The 15114-nt window shown below is 66.9% G+C and carries 12 protein-coding genes and 3 tRNA genes; 6 read left to right on the top strand and 9 right to left on the bottom strand.

Annotation, left to right across the window (positions count from 1 at the left end):
- Window positions 1–43: 43 nt before the first annotated feature.
- A complete protein-coding gene (locus MRBLWH11_RS01680) occupies window positions 44–3100 on the top strand; it encodes a hypothetical protein (protein WP_341946464.1) in 3057 nt (1018 codons plus the stop codon).
- Here MRBLWH11_RS01680 and MRBLWH11_RS01675 read toward each other — a convergent pair.
- Window positions 3081–3443 carry a bleomycin resistance protein gene (locus MRBLWH11_RS01675; protein WP_341946463.1) on the bottom strand — a complete coding sequence of 121 codons (363 nt, stop codon included), beginning with the start codon at window positions 3441–3443 and terminating at the stop codon, window positions 3081–3083. The genes MRBLWH11_RS01680 and MRBLWH11_RS01675 overlap by 20 nt on opposite strands.
- A gap of 9 nt (window positions 3444–3452) precedes the next feature.
- A complete protein-coding gene (locus MRBLWH11_RS01670; RefSeq protein WP_341946462.1) occupies window positions 3453–3782 on the bottom strand; it encodes a hypothetical protein in 330 nt (109 codons plus the stop codon).
- 45 nt (window positions 3783–3827) lie between these two features.
- Between MRBLWH11_RS01670 and MRBLWH11_RS01665 the strand changes: the two genes are divergently transcribed.
- Window positions 3828–4334, top strand: a complete 507-nt coding sequence (locus tag MRBLWH11_RS01665; protein WP_341946461.1) for a DUF5946 family protein — start codon at window positions 3828–3830, stop codon at window positions 4332–4334.
- Between the two features lie 545 nt (window positions 4335–4879).
- Here the strand turns inward: MRBLWH11_RS01665 and MRBLWH11_RS01660 are convergent.
- The gene (locus MRBLWH11_RS01660; RefSeq protein ID WP_341946460.1) at window positions 4880–6193 is read right to left on the bottom strand and encodes an SIR2 family protein; all 1314 of its coding nucleotides are present in this window, start codon (window positions 6191–6193) and stop codon (window positions 4880–4882) included.
- Window positions 6194–6766: 573 nt separating this feature from the next.
- Here MRBLWH11_RS01660 and MRBLWH11_RS01655 point away from each other — a divergent pair.
- On the top strand, window positions 6767–8365 hold the full coding sequence (locus tag MRBLWH11_RS01655) for a hypothetical protein (RefSeq protein WP_341946459.1): 1599 nt from the start codon (window positions 6767–6769) through the stop codon (window positions 8363–8365).
- Between the two features lie 237 nt (window positions 8366–8602).
- Here the strand turns inward: MRBLWH11_RS01655 and MRBLWH11_RS01650 are convergent.
- The 3 genes from MRBLWH11_RS01650 to MRBLWH11_RS01640 form a co-directional block, all read right to left on the bottom strand.
- A tRNA-Phe gene (locus tag MRBLWH11_RS01650) sits at window positions 8603–8675 on the bottom strand.
- Between the two features lie 68 nt (window positions 8676–8743).
- A tRNA-Asp gene (locus MRBLWH11_RS01645) sits at window positions 8744–8817 on the bottom strand.
- Between the two features lie 29 nt (window positions 8818–8846).
- A tRNA-Glu gene (locus tag MRBLWH11_RS01640) sits at window positions 8847–8919 on the bottom strand.
- Between the two features lie 210 nt (window positions 8920–9129).
- Here MRBLWH11_RS01640 and MRBLWH11_RS01635 point away from each other — a divergent pair.
- Window positions 9130–10479 (top strand): M23 family metallopeptidase, encoded by a 1350-nt coding sequence (locus MRBLWH11_RS01635; RefSeq protein WP_341946458.1) that lies wholly within the window; start codon window positions 9130–9132, stop codon window positions 10477–10479.
- Between the two features lie 118 nt (window positions 10480–10597).
- Here MRBLWH11_RS01635 and MRBLWH11_RS01630 read toward each other — a convergent pair whose 3' ends face one another.
- The 3 genes from MRBLWH11_RS01630 to MRBLWH11_RS01620 are packed head-to-tail and all read right to left on the bottom strand — an operon-like array spanning window position 10598 to window position 12780.
- A complete protein-coding gene (locus MRBLWH11_RS01630) occupies window positions 10598–11089 on the bottom strand; it encodes an inorganic diphosphatase (RefSeq protein ID WP_116634191.1) in 492 nt (163 codons plus the stop codon).
- A gap of 43 nt (window positions 11090–11132) precedes the next feature.
- On the bottom strand, window positions 11133–11819 hold the full coding sequence (locus MRBLWH11_RS01625; RefSeq protein ID WP_341946457.1) for a TMEM175 family protein: 687 nt from the start codon (window positions 11817–11819) through the stop codon (window positions 11133–11135).
- 31 nt (window positions 11820–11850) lie between these two features.
- Window positions 11851–12780: a LysR family transcriptional regulator gene (locus tag MRBLWH11_RS01620; protein ID WP_341946456.1), complete on the bottom strand. Its 930-nt coding sequence runs from the start codon at window positions 12778–12780 to the stop codon at window positions 11851–11853.
- Window positions 12781–12935: 155 nt separating this feature from the next.
- Between MRBLWH11_RS01620 and MRBLWH11_RS01615 the strand changes: the two genes are divergently transcribed.
- Entirely contained in the window at window positions 12936–14309 is a 1374-nt protein-coding gene (locus MRBLWH11_RS01615; RefSeq protein WP_341946455.1) for an MFS transporter, read from the top strand.
- Window positions 14306–15079, top strand: a complete 774-nt coding sequence (locus tag MRBLWH11_RS01610) for a 3-hydroxybutyrate dehydrogenase (RefSeq protein WP_341946454.1) — start codon at window positions 14306–14308, stop codon at window positions 15077–15079. The genes MRBLWH11_RS01615 and MRBLWH11_RS01610 overlap by 4 nt, the downstream gene beginning before the upstream one ends.
- Window positions 15080–15114 lie beyond the last annotated feature (35 nt).

The raw sequence follows: 15114 nt of genomic DNA, 5'->3' as shown, positions 1-15114 counted from the left end.
CACCGTGGCGAGAACCGTCCCCGGACGTCGATAGAGTTCCTCCATGCGAGCGAAGACGGCCGTGCCCGAGAAGTCGGCGCGCGCCCGCGGTATCCTCGCGCTGATCGTCGTCGCCGTGCTCCTGGCCGCGGGGGCCGGCGTCGGGCTGGTGGTCGGCGACGCCCTCGGGATCCGGGCCCAGCCCGCCGAGCGGATGGGCGGGGAGTCTCGCGCGGTCGAGACGGTGTCGGCATCCGTCCCGCCTCCGCAGATCACCGTGGTCGGTGCCGGCGGGTCCGAGCGGATGCGCGTCGCCGTCGACGAGCTCGATGCCGCGCTGGCGGGGGTCGAGACCGCGGGCAGCGCGACCCTGACCGTCGTGCTCGTGCAACCCCACGTGGGTGCGGTCGATGACGAGGGCTATCTGCTGGCGGGCACGCCCGATGCGCTGCGCATCGAGGCCGGGGAGGCGGGGGCGGCGCGCGGCATCTACGACCTGGCGGCCGCGATCCGGCAGGGGAAGGACATCACCGCCGGCATCGGAACCCCGGTGACGTCGCGACTCCCGTTCCGCATGGTCGATCTCGGTGCCGTCGGCGTCGCTGCGGACCCGGCGGAATGGCTGCCGGGAACCGACTACTCCCACGCGTCGAAGGCGTTCGCGGATGTGTTCCTCCCCGAGGCGCCCTACATCGACGAGCAGGCGCTCGCCGCGGCCTACGACGACTACGACGGATACCTCCGCCGCGTCATCGCCGACGGGTACAACGCCATCTCCTTCCCCGGCTTCGTCGAGTTCGCGACCTTCGACGAGGTCGACGGGGTCTATGCGGACGGCGACGAGCACGTGGCCAAGGCGCTCGCGCTGCGCGAGGCCTTCGGGCCGTTCTGGGACCGCGCCGAGGAGCTCGGGATGAAGGTGTTCCTGCGCACCGACATGCTCACCCTCACCTCGCCGCTCGAGGCCTATCTCACCGACCGCTTCGGCACCCTCGACACCACGTCACCCGAGCTCTGGGATGTCTATGCTGCGGGGCTCGACGAGCTCTACGCCGCCGAGCCCGCGCTCGACGGCGTGCTCATCCGCATCGGCGAGGCGGGGCGCGTGTACGACGTGGAGGGCTGGGACTACTACTCGGCGCTGGCCGTGACCACGCCCGAGGCGGTGCGCGCGATGCTCACCGCGCTCACCGGTCAGGCCGAGGATTCCGGACGCGAGGTGATCTTCCGCACCTGGAGCGTCGGCGTCGGCGCCGTCGGCGACATGCACACGAACGCCGCGTCGTACGAGGCCGTGCTCGGCGGGGTCGACTCGCCGGCGCTGATCGTGTCGACGAAGTACACGCTCGGGGACTTCTACAGCTGGCTGCCGTTGAACGACACCCTGCAGCAGGGCGAGCAGCGGCGGATCGTCGAGTTCCAGAGTCGTCGCGAGTTCGAGAACAACGGGGCGTTCCCCAACGACCTCGGTGCGGAGTACGCCTGGGCGCTGCAGGAGCTGCTCGCGTCGAACGATCGCATCGAGGGCATCTGGGCGTGGGCGCAGGACGGCGGCCCGTGGCGCGCGGGACCGATGATCCTCTACGACAAGGCGGGCTTCTGGCAGCTCGCGGACCTGAACTCGCAGCTGGCCGTGCAGCTCGCGCGCGATCCGGACGCGGACCCTGCCGAGATCACGGAGGGGTGGGCTCGGGAGTGGTTCTCCGACGACCCGGCCACCGTCCGGGCGATCACGGATGCCATGGCGCTGTCGCGCACCGCCATCGAGCAGGGGCTGTACATCCCGCCGTTCGCGGAGCAGCGCGTCTCGGCGATCGGGCTGGAGCCCCCGCCCATGATGTGGATCTTCGAGTGGGACATCCTCACCGGCGACTCCGCGGTGCTCGACGTGATCTACACGATCTCCCGCGACCGACTCGACGAGGCTGTGCAGGGCGGCGATATCGCATCCGACGCCGTGGAGCGGATGCGCGCGCTGATCGAGGGGACCGACCCATCGACCTGGCGCGACGCCGGGCTGCGCGAGGCGTTCCTCGGCAGCCTCGACTACGAGCAGGACACGCTCGACCTGCTCGGGTCCTACCGGGCGATGATCCTGCATCAGGCAGCGTGGCACGACACGCTCTCCGCCGACTCGTACGCCGCATGGCAGACGGCCCGTGACGCCTACACGGCGCAGGCCGCCGCCCACCTCGCCGCGTACGAGGGCGACGTCGACCACCCGGCGTTCAACCTCACGGCCGCCGAGCTCGGGATCGAACGCGGCGACCGCGATCTCGCGATGGCGTGGATGGCTCGGGTGCTGCTGGTGCTCACCGCGGCATGGGTGCTGATCGGCATCCTGTCCGCGCGGACGCGACTGGTCCGGCGTCCGGGGGCGATGGCGGCGCGCGCGACCTGGGTCAGCTCGACCCGTCCGTGGCGGGCGGGGGAGTCGACGCTCGGGATGCTGCGGGCCGACCATGTGCTGCTGGTCCTCGTGCCGGGTGCGCTCCTCGTCGCGACGAGGGCGGTGCAGACGTCCTTCCTGTCCTGGGTGCATCTCGCGGTGACGCTCGGAGCGTGGGCCGTGTTCGTCGCCCTGCTGCTCGTGCTGTTCCGCGGACGGTGGGGGTGGGCGGTGCTCGCCACGATCGGCGGAGTCGTCGTGCTGCGCTGCGCGCTCGTGCTCGCGGCGCTGTCGTTCAGCGGTCCGGGGGGCTACTGGTTCGCGTTCTGGACCGATCCTGTGCGCCGCTCGCTCTACATCGCCGTGGCGTTCGCGCTCTTCGTCTGGCTGTTCGTCGCCGTCGGCTGGGCGCTGGCCGCCCGCATCGGCGCGCGGCGCGCGACGGGCGCGATGCTCGCCGCCGTCGGCGCGGGTCTCGCGGTGCCGGCTGCGGTCATCGCGATGGTCGGGCTCGAGCGAGCGCTCACCGCGTGGAACGACCAGATGGGTCTGCTCCCGTGGGGGCTGTCGCGGATCCTCGGGATCACGGTGTACCTCGACATCCCCGCCTCGACGGCGTGGGTCGCCGCCGGCGCGGGTGTCGTGCTGGCGGCGATCGGCCTCGGTCTGCTCTTCATCGGCCGACGGGTGCCGGGGCGCAGGGACGCCGTGCCTAGTTCTGGATCAGCGTGAGCTGCGTGCCGTCGGTGTCGATCAGATAGCCGATCCGGAGTCCGGAGGTCTCGACGCGGGGTTCGTGCAGGCGCGGATGCCCGGTGACGGCCACGGGCACGCCCGTCGCGTGGATCGCCTGCCACAGCTCGTCCAGGTCGTCCACGCGGATCGTGCACTGATGGCTGCTCGTCAGCGGATCGACGTCGGGATGCGGGAAGAATTCGATCTCGACGGCACCCCGCCGCAGGATCATCCAGCCGTCGTCGCGGAACGTCGGGCGGAAGCCGAAGGTCTCGTAGAAGCGCTGCGTGACGTCGAAGTCGCTCGACGGGAGGTTGGGGAGTGCGCGGTCCGGGGCCATGTCGGCAGCCTAGGCGCGAGGCGCCCGGGAGTGGGGTGCCGAGTGGATCCGGCCGGGAAGGAAGGGCAGCGCCGGCGCCCGGTACTCGAGCGCGGTGTCGTCGGGGGCGAGGGCGTATTCCGCCTGACCGAACCGCCAGAGCCGGTTGAACAGGAAGACGCCGACGGTCACGGTCTCGTCGGTCGGGACCTGCCAGGTCCCGAGTCCCCACTGGGTCGGCTGCCCTCGTCCGGCGAGCACGAGGGTGGGGCGGATGCCGGCATACAGCGCGAACCACGGCTTGTGCATGGTCAGCTCGATGCGGCGGCTCGCCCGGATGGACTGCGGACTCTCGGTCATGCGTGCAGGGCGGCGGCCGGGCGGGTTTCGGGCGAGACCAGGTTCATGCCTTCACCCTATGCTGGTGCGGTGGTGAGTCAGCCAGGACCTCTCTGCCCGGAGTGCGGGGGTCGTGAGGGGCCGCTGGGGGATTGCACGGCAGTGTTCGAGGCGCAGCAGCTTCGCGAACTCGAACAACCCACGATGTATGCGTGGCACGCCGTCTCCGTGTCGGCCTATCTGCTGCAGCATCCGTCCACGGCTTCGGATCGCCATCGCGACGCACAGTTCCGCATCCTTCAGCTGTACCATGACCGCGGCATGGACGCCCTGCAGGGGTTCGTCCGCCATCAACGTGCCCGGAACAACCACCGCAGCACTCGCGGCTACGACGTGGAGCCTCTCGCGCCGTATCTCGCACTTCCTTCGCGTCCCGCGCCGACGGCGTTCGATTCGACGATCCAGGATCTCCCCGCATCCGACCAGAGCTTCCTCGGTGACGGCGTGGACGAGTACGCTCGCCGGATCGACGGAATGATCGATGCGACGATCAGAGCGTGGCTCCAGGGCTAGCGGAGGAACCGTCGGGCTGCGACTGGACGTTGCGTCTCGCTTCGCTGCTCGACGACCGGAAGGTCCGCCAGGGCAAAGCAAAACCCCCGCCATGTAGAAGCTAGGCGAGGGTTTCTCAGGTGATTGTAATGATCACCCTGTGGCTCCGACGGGCGTCGATCCCGTGACCTCACGATTTTCAGTTGGATTCCGTGGGTAGTGGGTGCTCGTTGGTCGCCGTTTGCCGCGTGAATCCGCGGAAGTCTTCATTGTTTGTCGCTGCTGGTTGAGGGTGGTTTCGGCGGAGTTACCGGCACGGGACCGGCACAACATACTTGCGATACGATCGACCTGCCGCTGTGCTATGGGTCTAGCAGACAGGGTATCGCGAGGGCCCCGCAACGAGTATCTTTGGTGTATTGGAGGACGTCTCATGGCAAGAGAGAGCAGTCAGCCCCGCCCGACACAGAGTGAACGCGATCAGGCTCGACGTCGCGTTGAGGAAGCCCGGCAGATGGCGCGTCAGCGCGAGCGTGCGGAGAACCAAACCCGCTACGTCGCGTACGTCAACGCCCACTGACGCTAAGCAGAGCTCGTCCCGCCTCCGCAAGGAGCGCAACGAGTTCGGCAGTTGATTCCTTTGAACTCATCATCAGGCTGTCCTTGAGGTGTGCTGTCGATGCAAGGGTGAGGATCCCAACAATCACGTTGTCCATGCGAATCGGGATCGCGAGGAATGACTTTGATGTATACCGAGCCGCTGAGGCTCTGCCTTGCTCCAAGCTTGTGATGTCAAAGGAGCTTGGGCGTCCCTCGGTGAACGAGCGCACAGCAGCGAGATAGCTGGGGGACTCGATTCGACCCTGTTTTCCGTTCATGCCTTCGATGTTGGACCCGTCCGAGGAAGCCCAACGCACCAGGTGTCGGTCTGGGCGTTGTGGATAGCAACGAACCCAGAGTTCAAGACGGAACTGCTCTGAGGACCGACTGAGCGGGTCGTGATTCGCTGAGACGCCTATGACAGGCAGCGCATCGTCCAGGGCGGCCCTCAAAGCTTCCGGAAGACCCGAATCAATGCCGGCCGTGACTATCCAGCGTTCCCACCACCGGGAAAGCCGGGTCATGTAGTCACTCGTCCACTCTTGATTGGGGTGAGGGCTGCTGAATGCCGTCCGGACGAATACCTCATGGAAGAACTGAGCTACCTGGCCATGGAAATCTGCGAACACCGTACGCACGCCCAGCTCTGACGCGCGATGCGTCGCGAGGTCGACAGCAAGCGCATTGCCTTGGTTGTCGAACGAGGTTGGGAATCCCTGCTTGGTGAGGATTGCCACGCGGCGTCCCGCCTTGCGTGTATCGCTCAACGCGCGGACGAGGGGCGCATCCTGAAGGCTGCTTCCAACGATTATGGTCATTGGGCATTCGTTCAAGAGACGCCTGAGGACGGTGCCAACACTCTTCGCAGTGGACGCGTAACTATTCTCATCGAGGACGATGGGCCAGCTGACCTCGCCACTGCGGGGGACTCGTCCGTGTAGGTAAGTCAGCGAGACCGAGTCGTTTAGACCGTTTGGCATGTTTATCGGTGGATGATTGGCGACGATCTTCACCGGAGACGCATCATCCGGAGCCATCTCAGGGGAGAGGACCTGCACTCGCAAGCCAGGGAAGGTCGTCGCCGTCGGGAGCGCCTCGATGTCGCGACGGAGCACTTCGTACTCAGCTTCGATATGGTCATCGTAATTGGTCGTCACGATGTTTGTTTCGCGGCCAGCAAAACTACGGATTACAGCCAGATTGATCAGGTTCGGGACGAGCTCCCCGGACTGCCAGACCGCCTTGTCGCCGTATAGTGAGCGCTTGATTCGGGTTCGCAAAGTGTCTCGAAGGGAAGAACTGGAGCCATTCGCTACTGCTCGCAGAGTGTGCACGAGACTCGACGCAAGCTGATCCGGAGGCAGCGCTGGCGCCTCATCTAGCTGCAGCGAAGTCGGCCCAGTTTGGTAGTGCTTACTATGCCGTGTAGGAAAGCAAGACCTCACGAGAGCCGACCAACTCAAGCCTGTTCGATCGATGCTCACTCCGGCGCCGCAGTAGATCACCAGGGGTTGATCGCAGGCGGCAAGCTCGCGAATGAGAGACGTCGCGGGCGCCGAATCAAAGAATGGGATGCTACTTCGCACTCAATCATCTTGGCAGGACGACGCAGAAACATTCCGGGAGGCGGGCAACGAGGTGTGTCGCGCCGCTGAGGAGTGCCCGGACCGCAGCGGAGCGAGGACCGGACGCACCGCAGACGGCACAGCCGGCCGGAGGCCGGCCTTGAATGAGTAGAGAAAGTTCTCACAGCTGCGGTTCCGTTGCGGAGATGGCAACGGACCGGTTCTGCGGCGGGCATCCTTTCTGCTCTGACGACTGTGAACCTCGAGCCGTGGCTGTACCGTTCAGAGATGCCGCAACTTGGAGATGTCGTCGCTGACGGACGCGTCGATCGTGAAAAGCTCGCCGAGCTGCTCTCACTGGGCGCAGAGCAAGAAGCACTCGACTTTAAATCATCTGTCGACTTCTCGAACCCCAAGCACAGGGTCGAGCACGTCAAGGATCTCTTGGCGCTGATGTCGTTGACTGCCGGCGGGTATCTCATCGTTGGCGTGAGAAACGACGGGACTCCAGCGGTCGATCAAAAGCCGATCGTGGAAGTGCATTTTGACCAGGCTGCGCTGCATCAGAAGATCGCCGCCTACGTCGACGCCCCGATAGACATCCGCAGCGCGGTCCACCGCATCAGCGCGGGCAAGGGCTCCTGGAACGTCGCCCTGATCTACGCTGGTCCACCGCCCGAACTTTTCCCGATGATCGTGAAACGCCATGGCGAGTACACAGCCGACGGTGGTGGCCAGAAAGTCGTGTTCCGGGAAGGTCAGCTGATCATCCGAGAGGGCACAACTACCACCGCGGTGACTCCTCGTCACTGGCCGCGGTTGCTTGCGCGCTATACCGACCAAGTGAAGGCAGATACGAGACGCGATGTCGATGCGCTCGTGAGCAGGGTTGTCTCCCTCCTGGAGGAAGCGGAGCGTGGTGGAGGTCGGGCCACACCGATTGATCTCGGAATGGATATAGCTACTTTTTCCACAGCCGCAAATGCGCTGATTGAGTCTCGTAGCCCGTCACGCCTGGACGCTGTCCTCGCCGACGGTGGTCGACAGCTTCGGGCGTCTGTTGCCAACGACGGCAGCGAAGGAGCGGAAGACTCCTTGGACCGACTTTTCGCGGTCGCCCTCGCGGCCATGCTCTACGGCACAGATGAGCAGTTTGCACGGACGATGCAGGTGATCGCCGAGTATTACTACTCGATTCCGGGGATCCCTGATGCGACGAGCAACACCTCTCCTCGTGAGCAGCGAAGCGCCGCTGCATGGCGCGATGTGACCGTGCGGATCTATGTTCTCGGGGCCGAGGGTGTGCGCAGAGCGAAGTGGTCGCATCTCCGAGTTCTTACGCTCCACCCGTACCCAGTCACGGACTCCTATCGATATTCCTCGTGGATCCGGCACGCCATCACCAGCGCTTCGCGCGCCAATGTGCTCGACAAGGGTGACGATTCATCTACGCAGACGGCCGCGATCATTTCCCGCGCTCTCGATCTCGCGGCGGAGACACCCGAGCTCATCCCGGACCTCGCTCCCGCAACGCCCGCGTCTCCTACCGGAGTCGACGACAGTCTGATGCTGGACGCGCTTTGCGAGTTTGACGTGTTGTGGTGCGCGGTGGCGTTCTCCGTCGATCGGCAGAGCCATGACTTCTTCCCGAGTAGCGCTGCCTTTGAACAGCGGCATGCCTATCCGGCATTCGAACGGCTGGTGCGAGACGATCAGATGCGACGGAAGCTCTTTCCCGACCTCTCCGACGCCCAGGTTGCAGAATGCATCGACGTGGTCGCGGACTCCGCCCGGCGGCAATCCCAGCAGAACCCTGGGTTCAACTGGTGGGATGACCTCCCGGATACGGTCACGAACTGGATCAAGAATGTCCGGCCAAACGCCTAGTGGACCTTGCGGATCCGCTGATTGATCGCGCCTCCCTGCACATCCCCACCACACCTATCGGCGGGGCCTTTCGTCTCACTTCGCTCGCTCAACGACCAGGGAGGTCGGAGCGCTCACCGGACGGGCCGCAACAGCCCAGGGGAGCGGCTCGGAGATCGACTCCGCCAGGGCAAAGCAAAACCCCCGCCATGTAGAAGCTAGGCGAGGGTTTCTAAGGTGATTGTAATGATCACCCTGTGGCTCCGACGGGCGTCGATCCCGTGACCTCACGATTTTCAGTCGTGCGCTCTACCAACTGAGCTACAGAGCCGAGCGACGGCGATGCTGTCGCTTCCTAGACGAAGAGCCCCCTCCGAAGAAAGAGCTCGACGCTTAGAGCGACCCTGACGGGACTTGAACCCGCGACCTCCGCCGTGACAGGGCGGCACGCTAACCAACTGCGCTACAGGGCCATACTTGTTTTCAATTATATCGGATGGAGTGACCCCAACGGGATTCGAACCCGTGCTACCGCCGTGAAAGGGCGGCGTCCTAGGCCGCTAAACGATGGGGCCGAGTCAGTCCCGGGGGACTTCCTTGCCGACGCTCAAGCATAAGGGATGTTTCGGGCAAATCGCGAATCGAGGGCGCGGCGGCTTCCTCGATGGACGGATCAGGAGGACGATGGACACGTCAGATGTGTCACGGCATCCGTATCCACACCCTGTTGCGGAAGTGAAGGTTGTTGTTAGTGTGACATGTGTGAAACCGGCGGAAGGGGCCTGGTGAACGACAGGAACACGCTGGATGCTGCTGAGGCTGCATCCGCGGAATGCGGCTGCGCACCCAGCCCGACAGAACAGCGCGCCTTCTCGAAGCCCGGGATCAGCCGTCGCGGTGCGCTCAGCATCGGCGTGCTCAGCGTCGTCGCGCTCAGTGCTTTCGGTGTCTCGTCCGGGGTCTCCGCCGCGTACGCCGCCTCGTACCCCAGCTGGGACGACGTGCAGGCCGCGAAGCAGAACGAGGCCGCCGCTGCCGCGGAGGTCACCCGTATCGAGGGCCTCATCCAGGCGCTGACCCAGAAGGTCGCCGAGACGCAGGCCGCCGCCAAGCTGGCATCCGACGAGTTCTATGCCGCGCAGCAGGCCTACTTCGCCGCGATCGCGGAGGCCGACACGCTGCAGGCCAAGGCCGATGAGCAGTCCGCCATCGCCGTCGAGTCCGCGCGCAAGGCCGGACAGGTCGCTGCCCAGCTCTACCGCAACGGCGGAGACGACACGTCGCTCGAGCTGTTCTTCGCCGGATCCGCCGACAACGCCGACGAGCTCCTCGCCCGTCTCGGCACGATGGACAAGCTCCTCGAGTACAACCAGTCGGTCTACGACGACGCCGTCGCCGCCCGCAACTCCGCGCAGTCCCTCAGCGACCAGGCCGTCGTCGCCCGCAACGAGCGGGACCGTCTGCAGAAGGTCGCCGAGGAGAAGATGCAGGCGGCGCAGCAGGCTGCGGATGCCGCGAAGGCCGCGCTCGAGGAGCAGTCGACCTACCTCGCGACCATGCAGGCGCAGCTCGCCGCTCTCAAGGACACCACCGCCACGACGGTCGCCGGGTACCAGGCCGGAGTCGAGGCCGAGGCTCAGGCGCGGCGGGAACGAGAAGCGGCCGAGGCTGCGGCCAACGCCGGCGGCAACAGCGGCGGAGGAGGCACCCCGGGCACCGGAGGCTGGGTGCGCCCGCACGGCGGCGAGCGCAGCTCGGGCTACGGCCCCCGTTCGCAGCAGTGCAACTCCAACGGATGCTCGTCGAGCTGGCACTACGGCATCGATCTGGCGAACGGATGCGGCGCGGCGATCTACGCGGCATACTCCGGGACCGTCGATGCCGCGTTCTACAACGGCGGCTACGGCAACTACGTCCGCATCCAGCACGGCTACGGGGTGGCCACGGGCTATGCGCACATCAAGCCGGGCGGATTCGCGGTCAGCAACGGCGACTGGGTCGAGGCCGGACAGGTCATCGCCTATGCGGGCAACACCGGCGGCTCCTTCGGATGCCACCTGCACTTCGAGGTCTACATCGACGGCCGCTACACGAACCCCGCCGACTTCATGGCTGACCGGAACATCTGGATCTGAGCGTCGTCGTCCTCGACGCCAGAAGACCCCCGGCCGCTGAGCGGCCGGGGGTCTTCGCTTCGACAGGCTCAGCGACCCATCAGTGACAGGCTCAGCGACCCATCCGTGCGTCAGCGGGTCAGTGACCCTGCTCGCCGAAACGGACGATCGCCTCGTCGAGGATGCGCTGCGCCTCAGCGGCGTCGCCCCACTCGTCGACCTTGACCCACTTGTTGGGCTCGAGGTCCTTGTAGTGCTCGAAGAAGTGCGCGATCTCCTTCTTCGTGAACTCGGCGATGTCGCCGATGTCCTGGATGTGCGCCCAGCGCGGGTCCTTGGACAGCACGGCCACCAGCTTGTCGTCGCCGCCGGCCTCGTCGCTCATCTTGAGCACGGCCACGGGACGCACCTCGACGACGACGCCGGGGTAGATGGCGTGGTCGAGGAGCACGAGCACGTCGAGCGGGTCGCCGTCCTCGCCCAGGGTGTTGTCGAAGTAGCCGTAGTCGGCCGGGTACCCGAAGGTCGTGTAGAGCACGCGGTCGAGGTGCACTCGTCCGGTCTCGTGGTCGACCTCGTACTTCACGCGGCTGCCGCGCGGGATCTCGATGACGGCGTCGTGTGCGCCCATGCGTGTGCTCCTCAGAAAAGACGGTTGGATGCCGCGGACCAGCCTACCCGCGTGCGCGGGGAGCGCCGGGTCCGTCGTCTCCGACGGTCTCATCCGTGCGTCCCGGAGCCCGCCGGGTCCAGAGCCGGTTCAGCGCGTGGGCCAGGATGCCCGTGAGAAGCAGCAGGAACAGTGCGAAGTAGCCCTGGTCGCCGATAGCGACGGCGATCCCGAGCGCCAGGCCGAAGAGGATGATCGCCGCGACGTCGCCGGCCACGTCCTGCCGCACGCGTGCGATCGGCGCGCTCGTGAGGTCGGGATGCCGCAGCAGGTACAGCTTCGCCGCGAGGGTCGCGACCTGGGTGAGGATCAGCGTGCCGATGTAGACCGTCTCCTGCAGTGGGTCCGTGTCCATCTGCCCGAGCATCGCGGTCGGCACCGGCAGCCAGACGATCGTCGCCATCCACGCGATGTTGATCCAGAGCAGCGCAGGCGTGATCGCCGTGACCTCGGTGTACTGCCGGTGATGCTCCATCCAGAAGTTCGCGATGAGCAGGAAGCTGAGCGCGAAGCTGAACAGCTGCCCGCCGTTCTCGGCGAAGAACTCTCCGGTGGCGAGGCCCTTCGTGCCGGCATCCGACACCGCCTCCAGCAGCGGGAGGATCAGCAGCGTCATCGCGATCGCGACGACGGCGTCGGCGAACGCCTTGAAGCGCTCGGTCGAGAAGCGGAGGCTCGTGCGATCGGTCACGGCGCCAGACTAGACCGCTCGCGCGGACCTGTCAGGCATCGACGTCCGCCACCGCACCCAGGAGCGCGTCCTGCATGGCGGCCGTGCGGCGCCGCAGCGCATCGGCGACCGCGGCCACGGCCGGCTGGCGCAGCGAGTCGGGCCGCAGCACGAGCCAGTACGGCAGGCGCTCGGCGAACTCCTGCGGGAGGAGGCGCACCAGGTCCGGATGCCGGTCGGCGAGGAAGCACGGCAGGAAGCCGATCCCCGCCCCGGCCCTGGTGGCCTCGACGTGCACGAAGACGTTCGTGGAGCTGAGTGAATCCCGCATGCCGGGGACGAGGCGCCGCGGCGCGTCGAGGACGTCGACCTGCAGCATCGAGTCGACGAAGTAGACCAGCGGATGCGCGCTCAACTCGGTGATGCCGGCGGGCGTGCCGAACTCATCCAGATAGCTGCGCGCGGCGTACATGCCCAGCGTGTAGTGACCGAGCAGGATCGCCTCGGCGCGGTGCACCTGCGGCTCGCCGACCACGACCTCCATGTCCAGACCGGAGCGGTGCTGGAGAGCGCGGCGGGTGACGTTGACGATCTCGACGCTGAGACGCGGATGCCTCCGGTGCAGCTGTGCGAGCGCGGGGGCGATGATGAACGCGCTGAACCCGTCGGTGGCGGAGATGCGCACGACGCCGGTGATCTGGTCGGCCTGTTCGCCGTCTTCGTGGATGCTCGCCATCGCGGTCTCCACGTCTTCGGCGGCCCGCACGGCGCGACGCCCCAGGTCGGTCAGCTCCCACCCGCCCGGGGTGCGGGCCAGCGCCCGACCGCCGAGGCCGGCCTCCAGTGCGGCGATCCGACGCGAGACGGTCGTGTGGTTCAGCCCGAGGCTCTCTCCGGCGGTCGTGAAGCGCCCGGTCCGCGACACGGCGAGCAGGATCAGCAGATCGTCAGGGCTGGCGGAGCTTCCGGGCGATGCGTTCATATCTGCAATTCTGCACCACGCCTCTGCTCGACTGGTCATTGGTGCACAGCATCCGTCGTGCCCATACTGGCTGGGGCTTCCCCCTCCCGAGGGAGCGCGGGGCCCAGGGCAGCAGCTGTCGATGCGGACACTGCAGAACACGAAGGAGTGCACCCATGAGCGTCAAGAAGACGACGACCGTCCCGGAGACGGAGCCGCGGACATCCGGGCTGAAGAGGATCGTGGCCGCATCGATGGTGGGCACCGTCGTGGAGTGGTACGAGTTCTTCCTCTACGCCACCGCGGCCTCGCTGGTCTTCGGCACCTTCTTCTTCCCGGATGCCGGCACCGAGCTCGACGGGATCATCGCCGCCTTCCTGACCTACGCGGTGGGCTTCGTCGCCCGGCCGCTCGGCGGCATCGTGTTCGGCCAGATCGGCGATCGCCTGGGCCGCAAGCACACCCTGCAGATCACGATCATCCTGGTGGGCGTCGCCACGTTCCTGATGGGCTGCCTGCCGGGCTTCGACACCATCGGCTACTGGGCGCCCGCGCTGCTCGTGGCGCTCCGCTTCATCCAGGGCTTCGCGGTGGGCGGCGAGTGGGGCGGCGCCGTGCTGCTCGTCGCCGAGCACAGCCCGGACCGGTCGCGAGGCTTCTGGTCGAGCTGGCCGCAGGCCGCTGTCCCCGTCGGCAACCTCCTGGCGACCCTGGTGCTGCTCGGGATGTCGTGGATCCTGCCGTCCGATCAGTTCCTCGGCTGGGGCTGGCGTGTGGCCTTCTGGCTGTCCGCGATCGTCGTCATCATCGGCTACTACATCCGCACCCACGTCAGCGAGGCGCCGATCTTCCTCGAGGCCCGTGCGCAGGTGGAGGCCGACAAGGCCGCCGGCTACGGCGTGCTGGAGGTCGTGAAGAAGTACCCGCGGGGCATCTTCGGGGCGATGGGGCTGCGGTTCGCGGAGAACATCCTCTACTACATCATCGTGTCCTTCACGATCGTGTATCTGAAGACCGTGCACCAGTACGACACCAGCCAGCTGCTGCTGGCGCTCCTGATCGCCCATGTCATCCACTTCCTGGTGATCCCGCAGGTCGGGCGCCTCTCCGACGCCCTCGGCCGTCGGCCGGTGTACCTGGCCGGTGCGGTGCTCGGCGCCACGTGGGCGTTCTTCGCCTTCCCGATGTTCGACACCCTGAACCCGTTCCTGATCATCGCGGCGGTCACCATCGGACTCTGCTTCCACGCGCTGATGTACGCCGGCCAGCCGGCGATCATGGCCGAGATGTTCCCCACGCGCATGCGCTACTCCGGTGTCTCGCTCGGCTACCAGGTCACCTCGATCGTCGCCGGCTCCCTGGCGCCGATCATCGCGACCGCGCTGCTGCAGCAGTACCGGTCGTGGATGCCGGTGGCGGTCTACGTGGCCGCGGCCTGCGCCGTCACCGCCTTCGCGGTGATCACGATGAAGGAGACCCGCGGGATCTCCCTGCTCGCCGTGGACGAGGCCGACGCCCGCACGCACGGCCTGGCCAGGGCCGCCCGGTGAACGCCGCGCCGCAGCCGCTCGCCGGCCGCCGGGCACTCGTGACCGGCGGGGCGAGCGGCATCGGGCTGGCCGTCGTGCAGGAGCTGGCGGCTCGCGGCGCGCACGTCGTCGTCGCCGACCGGGATGCCGAGGGGTGCGCGGCGGCCGCGGAGGCGGTGGGCGGCTCGGCCTGGGCCGTCGACCTGCTGGACCCGGCAGCACTCGCGGACGACCGGCTGGCGGATGCGCTCGACGGAGTCGACATCCTGGTGAACAACGCGGGGATCCAGCACGTCAGCCCCATCCAGGATTTCGATCCCCGCGAGTTCCGGAGGATCATGACCCTCATGCTGGAGGTGCCGTTCCTGCTGATCCGCGCCGCTCTTCCGGCGATGTACGCGCAGCGCTTCGGGCGGATCGTCAACGTCTCCTCGGTGCACGGGCTGCGGGCGTCTCCGTACAAGTCGGCGTACGTCGCGGCCAAGCACGGGCTCGAAGGGCTGTCGAAGGTCACCGCGCTGGAGGGCGGAGCGCATCTGGTCACCAGCAACTGCGTCAATCCCGGGTACGTCCGGACGCCGCTGGTCGAGAAGCAGCTGGCCGACCAGGCCCGCGTGCACGGCATCCCGGAGGCGGAGGTGCTGGACCGGATCATGCTCACCGAGAGCGCGATCAAGCGGCTGGTCGAGCCGGCCGAGGTCGCAGGTCTCGTGGCATGGCTCGCGAGCGACGAGGCGGCGATGGTCACCGGGGCGAGCTACACGATGGACGGCGGCTGGTCGGCCCGCTGAGGCGACGGCGGCGGCACACCCCGCTAGCGTGGAGT

This window comes from Microbacterium sp. LWH11-1.2 (assembly GCF_038397745.1).
Taxonomy (GTDB): Bacteria; Actinomycetota; Actinomycetes; order Actinomycetales; family Microbacteriaceae; genus Microbacterium.
Note: the sequence above shows the minus strand (reverse complement) of the source record. Positions and strands in the feature narration are given on the sequence as shown.